Raw genomic sequence first — 7,549 nt, 5'->3', positions numbered from 1 at the left:
AGCTAAGGTCCCAAATATCAGTTAAGTGGGAAACGATGTGGGAAGGCCCAGACAGCTAGGAGGTTGGCTTAGAAGCAGCCATCCTTTAAAGAAAGCGTAATAGCTCACTAGTCGAGTCGGCCTGCGCGGAAGATATACCGGGGCTCAAACTGATAACCGAAGCTGCGGATGCTCTTAGGAGCATGGTAGAGGAGCGTTGTGTAAGCCGTTGAAGGTGGATCGGGAGGTCTGCTGGAGGTATCACAAGTGCGAATGCTGACATGAGTAACGATAAGGGAGGTGAAAAACCTCCCCGCCGGAAGACCAAGGGTTCCTGTCCAACGCTAATCGGGACAGGGTTAGTCGACCCCTAAGGCGAGGGCGAAAGCCGTAGTCGATGGGAAACAGGTTAATATTCCTGTACTCGCTATTACTGCGACGGAGTGACGGAGAAGGCTAGGCCGGCATGGCGATTGGTTGTCCATGTTTAAGGTTGTAGGCTGGGGACTTAGGCAAATCCGGGTCCCTAAGGCTGAGAACTGATGACGAAGCCCACTTAGTGGGTGAAGTGGTTGATGCCCTGCTTCCAGGAAAAACTTCTAAGCTTCAGGTAATAGTGAATCGTACTCTAAACCGACACAGGTGGTCAGGTAGAGAATACCAAGGCGCTTGAGAGAACTCTGGTGAAGGAACTAGGCAAAATGGTACCGTAACTTCGGGAGAAGGTACGCCGGTTTTGGTGATGGGACTTGCTCCCTAAGCTGAGGCCGGTCGAAGTGACCAGGTGGCTGCGACTGTTTATTAAAAACATAGCACTCTGCAAACTCGTAAGAGGACGTATAGGGTGTGACGCCTGCCCGGTGCCGGAAGGTTAATTGATGGGGTTAGCTTCGGCGAAGCTCTTGATCGAAGCCCCGGTAAACGGCGGCCGTAACTATAACGGTCCTAAGGTAGCGAAATTCCTTGTCGGGTAAGTTCCGACCTGCACGAATGGCGTAACGATGGCCACGCTGTCTCCACCAGAGACTCAGTGAAATTGAAATCGCTGTTAAGATGCAGTGTACCCGCGGCTAGACGGAAAGACCCCGTGAACCTTTACTACAGCTTTGCACTGAACTTTGAGCCTATTTGTGTAGGATAGGTGGGAGGCTTTGAAGCAGCGACGCTAGTTGTTGTGGAGCCGTCCTTGAAATACCACCCTGGTATGTTTGAGGTTCTAACTCTGGTCCGTTATCCGGATCGAGGACAGTGTATGGTGGGTAGTTTGACTGGGGCGGTCTCCTCCCAAAGAGTAACGGAGGAGTACGAAGGTGCACTCAGCATGGTCGGAAATCATGCAATGAGCATAATGGTATAAGTGCGCTTGACTGCGAGACAGACATGTCGAGCAGGTACGAAAGTAGGTCATAGTGATCCGGTGGTTCTGTATGGAAGGGCCATCGCTCAACGGATAAAAGGTACTCCGGGGATAACAGGCTGATACCGCCCAAGAGTTCACATCGACGGCGGTGTTTGGCACCTCGATGTCGGCTCATCACATCCTGGGGCTGAAGCCGGTCCCAAGGGTATGGCTGTTCGCCATTTAAAGTGGTACGCGAGCTGGGTTTAGAACGTCGTGAGACAGTTCGGTCCCTATCTGCCGTGGGCGTTGGAGATTTGAGAAGAGTTGCTCCTAGTACGAGAGGACCGGAGTGAACGAACCTCTGGTGTTCCGGTTGTCACGCCAGTGGCATTGCCGGGTAGCTATGTTCGGACGGGATAACCGCTGAAAGCATCTAAGCGGGAAGCCTCCTTCAAGATAAGATCTCCCTGAGGCCTTGAGCCTCCTGAAGGGCCGTGGAAGACTACCACGTTGATAGGCTGGGTGTGGAAGCGTTGTGAGGCGTTGAGCTAACCAGTACTAATTGCCCGTGCGGCTTGACCATACAACAGAGATGGTTACTAACGACTAGCTAAGCTAGCGGATTGTGAGTTAGAGACATACGATCGCTTGCGGTGTATTACTACAGATTGTTTTACCGACTTATTTGGGGTTATTGCCGGTCACCAACATGACCGAGGCAAACAGCGATAACACGGCAGGCCAAGCACTTTGCTTATAAGACCAATGCCAACCCAAGCCAGTTTGCCTGACGACAATAGAGTTGTGGAACCACCTGATCCCTTGCCGAACTCAGAAGTGAAACGCAACATCGCCGATGGTAGTGTGGGGCTTCCCCATGTGAGAGTAGGTCATCGTCAGGCTTCTAATCCGAAAAGGGCCACCCAATAGGGTGGCCCTTTTTTTTATGGCTGAAAAATATTTAAAAAAACAAAAGCTAAAAACTAAGAAATGGAAGAAAGAGAGAGCAGATAGAACTTGGTAAAAATTAAATAGAAAAAATAAAAGTAATTCTGAAAAACTTTAATGCTCAACTTTCTATTTAAAAAATCAGTCAGTAATTAAAAAAAGAAAAACCTAAAACTACCTGAGCACCTTAAACAGACGCTCTCTTAAAAAGCCTATAAAAATAGGTCTTTACCGATCTTCTCTCCAAATGCCTTTACACTCACTCAAAAAATAATCCAACAAAAATAACTCGCGTAAAACTCAGAAAAGTACCCATACCACTCCCGCCAAAAATTAAATTTAGCCGGTAAAAATATCGGTGATTTTTTAGTCTCTGCAGTAATCCCCTGTAACCACGGGGCCTGCAGCCCGTTTATTAAAGTTATGCACAACTCTATCCAGACTTTCTGTTAGTAACGTTCTGGTCTTACTTTTAGTGGATAACCTGACACTTTTTTCGTTGGTTTTTTAATCGAATTATTTCATTGCACGAAATTAAAGGCTTCTAGACCTCTATCCAAAAGTTATGCACAGTACTATCCAAGAATTCTGTTAGTAACATCCCTGTAATGAAGAAAACATCTAAAGAATTCTATTTTTACGATCTATTATCCAGTGTTTGAGTGGATAACCAGGGCTGACTTTTCAGTTCTAAAAGGCTCGCTGGGATGTGCTGTTAAGGAAACATTCTACTAGCGACAAATTCCTCCGAGAGGCTTGCTAATGAGATTTCTACTTTTAATTTCCATGTCATTAGTACTTTTAGCTGCTGGATCGCTAAGGGCGCAGACGTTGGTAGTAGGAAATAAATATGAGGGCACGGTGAGTTTTATTGACCTGGCTTCCGGCCAAGAGGTTAAGAAACCGGAAACTGGAGGTTCGCCCCATGAATTAATAGTGTCGCCGGATAAATCTAAAGTGGTGGTAGTTTCTTACCTTGAAGATGGCTACGTGGGAGAAGAGCTGAATGTATTCGATATCGCGAGCGGTAAGCGCCTGAAAAGAATTGATATCAGTCCACACAAAGGCCCTCACGGTATCGCTTGGCTGGGCGACAGCAATAATGTGATTGTTACGACAGAAGAAACCAGCGACGTGATAAAGGTGGATGTGGCTGAAGGAAAAGTATTGGGCGTTGCCCGTACTGATCAGGTAGGTAGCCATATGCTTGCACTATCACCTGATCAGAAGACCGCCTACGTTACTAGCCGGGGGTCGGATACGTTCAGTGTAATTGATACAGAGACTATGGAATTGAAATCTACAATATCGGCAGGGGATGGGCCGGAGGCGGTGTGGGTAAGCCCCGATAATAGCGAGCTATGGATAGGAAATAATCAGTCAGAAAATATCTTTATTTTCGATACTGAAACGTTAAAGCAAAAAGAAACGATAGATGTTGGTTTTCTGCCTATCCGAATCAGGTTTCACCCTGATGGCGAAGTGGTAGCCGTAGCAGACTTAAATGGTAATCGTATACTCGTGTATGACGCCAAGACCCGTAGACAGTTACATGAGATTGATGTCGGCAGCGCAGGGGCCAGACAGCCAGCATCGCTATTTTTCTCTCCGGACGGAAAGTTTTTATTTGCCGGTTCTCAGAGAGATGGAAAAGTTGTTGAAATAGATACTGCAACTTGGAAAGTTAAGCGTATATTTAATGCGGGGCAAGGGTCAGATGGTATTGAGTGGAGCCCAGTAAATATTCAGCAATAAATATTCCTGCACTCCACTGTTAAAATAATGAGTCAGGTAGGAACTGTGTAGATTTTTAAGTCCTGAAATATTCCATCAATCGAATAATAATTTGGAATAGTTTCACTATGCACTCCACCTACGCGTTCTGCTACGGCTATGCTGGCACTGTTTTCAGATAAGCAGTGAATTTTCAATGCTTGAATATCGTGCAGATCTTTCAAGTAGCTAGATATTCTATTTACGATTCGAGTCACGATTCCATTGCCGTGGCAGCTTTTACATAGCCAATATCCTATTTCTGCATTTTGTTTTTTAAGGTCAATTTCCTTGATACCAAAGATCCCGACTACCTTGCCTGAATAGTGGATCTTGTACCAGGATGCTCCGAAGCTATTACTGAATATTCTATCGGTAATATATTTTTCAGTGGTCGGGAGGTCGATAACAAGCTTTGCCCAATAGAGATATTTCTCTAGCAGTGGTCTGTTATTTTCAATTAAGGCAAAGATGATTTCTGTGTCACCATCCAAAAGTGAATCGAGTTTGATATCACTGTTTACTACTATCGGCTTTTTAGTCATCCTTTTGCCTCTCCATTTTTAGCGATATTTTTTAGTCATTAGCAACCTAACCAACTGGTAGAGTTTTCCTGATTAGGTGAAACAACAGAAAGAGCCTGAGGAAGGTCTCTAGGTTTCCAGCATAAAAGTTACGGGGCCGTCATTGATTAGTGAAACCTGCATATCCGCTGCAAATATTCCAGTGGCCACTGGCGTAAATTGGGCTTTGGAACTTTTAACGAAATAGTTGTAGAGCTCCTCCGCGTATTCTGGTGATGCGCCGCGACTAAAGCTCGGGCGTAAACCTCTATCAGTTTCGGCAACTAGTGTGAACTGACTGACAATCAGGAGCCCACCTCCCGCCTTTTGGAGGTTGAGATTCATACGCCCTTTATCATCGGGAAAAATACGGTAATTCAGGACTTTGTGCAGCAGCTTATCTGCACTATCAGTAGTGTCCTGGGCTTCGATACCTAGCAGCAGGAGGATACCTTTATCTATGGCCCCAAGGGCCTCTCCCGCTACATTAACCTGGGCATGGCTTACCCTTTGGATCAATCCTTTCATCTCACTTCTCTCTGCTGCTCTGGAACCGATCGTCTAAATCGCCTAGATTAGCGGACTGTTCCCAGTAGAGAAACCGAGAATAACGGTATGAAGAGACAGCTAGTGGCACTGGTTGCCGGTGCACTTGCTGCGGTGAGTGTTCACGCAGCTGATAGCTATCCGGATAGTAAGCCGGGTGCTCAAATTGATGAATATTTTGGTCAAAAGGTGGCTGACCCCTATCGCTGGATGGAAAAAATGTCCAGTGATGAGGTAAAGAGTTGGGTGGCCAAGCAGAATGACCATTCATTACCGCGTTTGAAGGAGCTGCCCGGGTGGCAGAAAATCAATGACCGGCTTGCAGAACTATGGCGCTACGAGCGCTACGGTGTTCCGTACAAGAAGGGCGATAGCTATTACTACAGCTACAACACCGGTGATTGGGATCAGAATGTTTTCTATAAGGCCTCTAGCCTGTCTGCTGAGGGCGATACGGCTTTAGATCCACGTACCCTAAGTGAAGATGGCACTATTGCTGCCAAGCGCCTCAAAGTCAGTCCAAAGGGCCGCTATCTGGCTTACGGTATCTCGGATGGTGGCACTGACTGGACCGACTATCGTATTCGCGACCTAAAGACAGGCAATGATCTGAAGGAACAACTGACTGGTATCAAGTTTAGTGATGCCAGTTGGGCGCCGGATGAGTCCGGTTTTTACTATAGCCGGTACCCGTTTAACAGAGATGGCACGGCGGATGATAGTAAACAGGTAGCCGTCTATTTTCACCGACTGGGAGATGCCCAGGAGAGTGATCAACTGGTCTATGAAATTACCGATCATCCCACCCGGAACCCGGGCGCGACGGTGAGTGACGATGGCAACTATCTCCTGTTTGGCATCTTCGACGGCTATGACTCGAACGGCTTTTACTATCGCGATTTACGCGATGAAAGCGGCAAGGTAGTTAAGCTTCTGGATGACTGGGATGGCCTATACCAGTATCTCGGAAATAAAGGGAGCACCTTTTACTTTGAGACCAGTGCGGGGGCGCCGCTGGGCCGTGTAATCGCTATTGATCTGAATAAGCCGCAACGCAAACACTGGCGCGATCTGGTGCCGGAGACGACTAGTGCCCTGCAGAGTGCCAGTTATATCGGTGATCGCTTTGTGCTTCACTATCTGGAGGATGCAAAATCGCGAGTGCTGGTGACCGATACTAACGGTAAGAAACAGTATGAGCTGAAGCTGCCAGGGGTGGGCTCAGTGAAGGGGTTTTATGGTGAGCCGAATGAAGTTGAGACCTTCTATGCTTTCTCTAATTTTATTACCCCGCCGAGTATCTACCACCTGAATGTACAGACTGGTGAAACCAAACTGTTCAAGCAGCCAAAATATGCAGCAGACTTTTCCGATCTGACTGTGAGTCAGCATTTCTATAAGAGTAAGGACGGTACCCGGGTGCCTCTATTCCTCGTGCATAAGAAGGGAATGAAGCGAGATGGCTCCAACCCGACGCTGCTTTATGGATATGGTGGTTTTAACTCCGCTCAGTTACCGCGCTTCTACAACCGCTTTGTCGGTTGGTTGGATATGGGCGGCACCCTGGCACTGGCCAACTTGCGCGGTGGTAGCGAGTACGGCAATGCTTGGCACCAGGCGGGTACCAAGACGCAAAAGCAAAATGTCTTCGATGATTTTATCGCTGCAGCTGAGTGGCTGATCGAGGAGAAAGTCACTTCTCCTGAAAAGCTTGCTATTAGTGGTCGCTCCAATGGTGGACTATTGGCGGGGGCAACGCTGGTACAACGACCGGATTTATTTGCGGCGGCATTACCGGTAGTCGGTGTCCTGGATATGCTGCGATATCATACCGCTTCCGCTAATGCCCGGCAGTGGTCGAGCGATTATGGGCTTAGTGAAAATCGCGATGAGTTCAAAGCGCTGCATGCCTATTCTCCGGTCCACAACACCCGTGAGGGCACCTGCTATCCGGCCACGCTGATCACAACTGCCGATCGCGATGATCGAGTGGTTCCCTGGCACAGCTACAAATTTGCGGCAGCCCTACAAAAAGATCAGGGCTGTGACAAACCAGTCTGGCTTGCCGTAGAGACTCGGGCTGGGCACGGTGCAGGCAAGCCGGTATGGATGCAGGTGGAAGACTTCGCCAATCAGTGGAGCTTCCTTGCCTACCAGCTGGGCATGAAAATCGAGTAGTCTTTCCAACTAACCCAACAAAAGTAATAGCGGGATTAATTAATAAAACTCCCGGTAGGACGATTGCAAAGGGGTTTAGTTTTGCGGCGGTGTCACTAGTGAAGTTAGTGTGCCGCCCACTCTGTCGGAGTGGTGGTATCACCAACCGGTCTGCCCTTCCGGAAGGAGGTGGCTTCGATAGAGCTAATCACTGGGTATGAATAACGATAACAACTCATCC

General features: G+C 47.8%; 4 protein-coding genes and 2 rRNA genes (1 of these 6 running past the window's edge). 4 read left to right on the top strand and 2 right to left on the bottom strand.

The window, feature by feature from the left end:
* From ACJJIQ_RS19275 to ACJJIQ_RS19265, 3 genes are all read left to right on the top strand, one after another.
* Positions 1–1,904: ribosomal RNA gene (locus tag ACJJIQ_RS19275) — 23S ribosomal RNA — on the top strand; it begins 978 nt to the left of the window's first position.
* A gap of 203 nt (positions 1,905–2,107) precedes the next feature.
* Positions 2,108–2,223: ribosomal RNA gene (gene rrf, locus ACJJIQ_RS19270) — 5S ribosomal RNA — on the top strand.
* Positions 2,224–3,031: 808 nt separating this feature from the next.
* Complete coding sequence (locus ACJJIQ_RS19265; protein ID WP_445362767.1) at positions 3,032–4,024, top strand: YncE family protein; 993 nt, start codon at positions 3,032–3,034, stop codon at positions 4,022–4,024.
* 32 nt (positions 4,025–4,056) lie between these two features.
* Here ACJJIQ_RS19265 and ACJJIQ_RS19260 read toward each other — a convergent pair whose 3' ends face one another.
* On the bottom strand, positions 4,057–4,587 hold the full coding sequence (locus ACJJIQ_RS19260; RefSeq protein WP_445362766.1) for a GNAT family N-acetyltransferase: 531 nt from the start codon (positions 4,585–4,587) through the stop codon (positions 4,057–4,059).
* Between the two features lie 108 nt (positions 4,588–4,695).
* Positions 4,696–5,133, bottom strand: a complete 438-nt coding sequence (gene dtd, locus ACJJIQ_RS19255; RefSeq protein ID WP_445362765.1) for a D-aminoacyl-tRNA deacylase — start codon at positions 5,131–5,133, stop codon at positions 4,696–4,698.
* 87 nt (positions 5,134–5,220) lie between these two features.
* Here dtd and ACJJIQ_RS19250 point away from each other — a divergent pair, with 87 nt between their 5' ends.
* Positions 5,221–7,329, top strand: coding sequence for a prolyl oligopeptidase family serine peptidase (locus ACJJIQ_RS19250; protein WP_445362764.1), 2,109 nt, complete (start codon positions 5,221–5,223; stop codon positions 7,327–7,329).
* The last annotated feature ends 220 nt before the right edge of the window (positions 7,330–7,549 follow it).

The sequence above is a fragment of the Microbulbifer maximicatervae (SeqCode) genome, from assembly GCF_052468295.1.
This window is presented reverse-complemented; position numbering and strand designations above follow the sequence as displayed.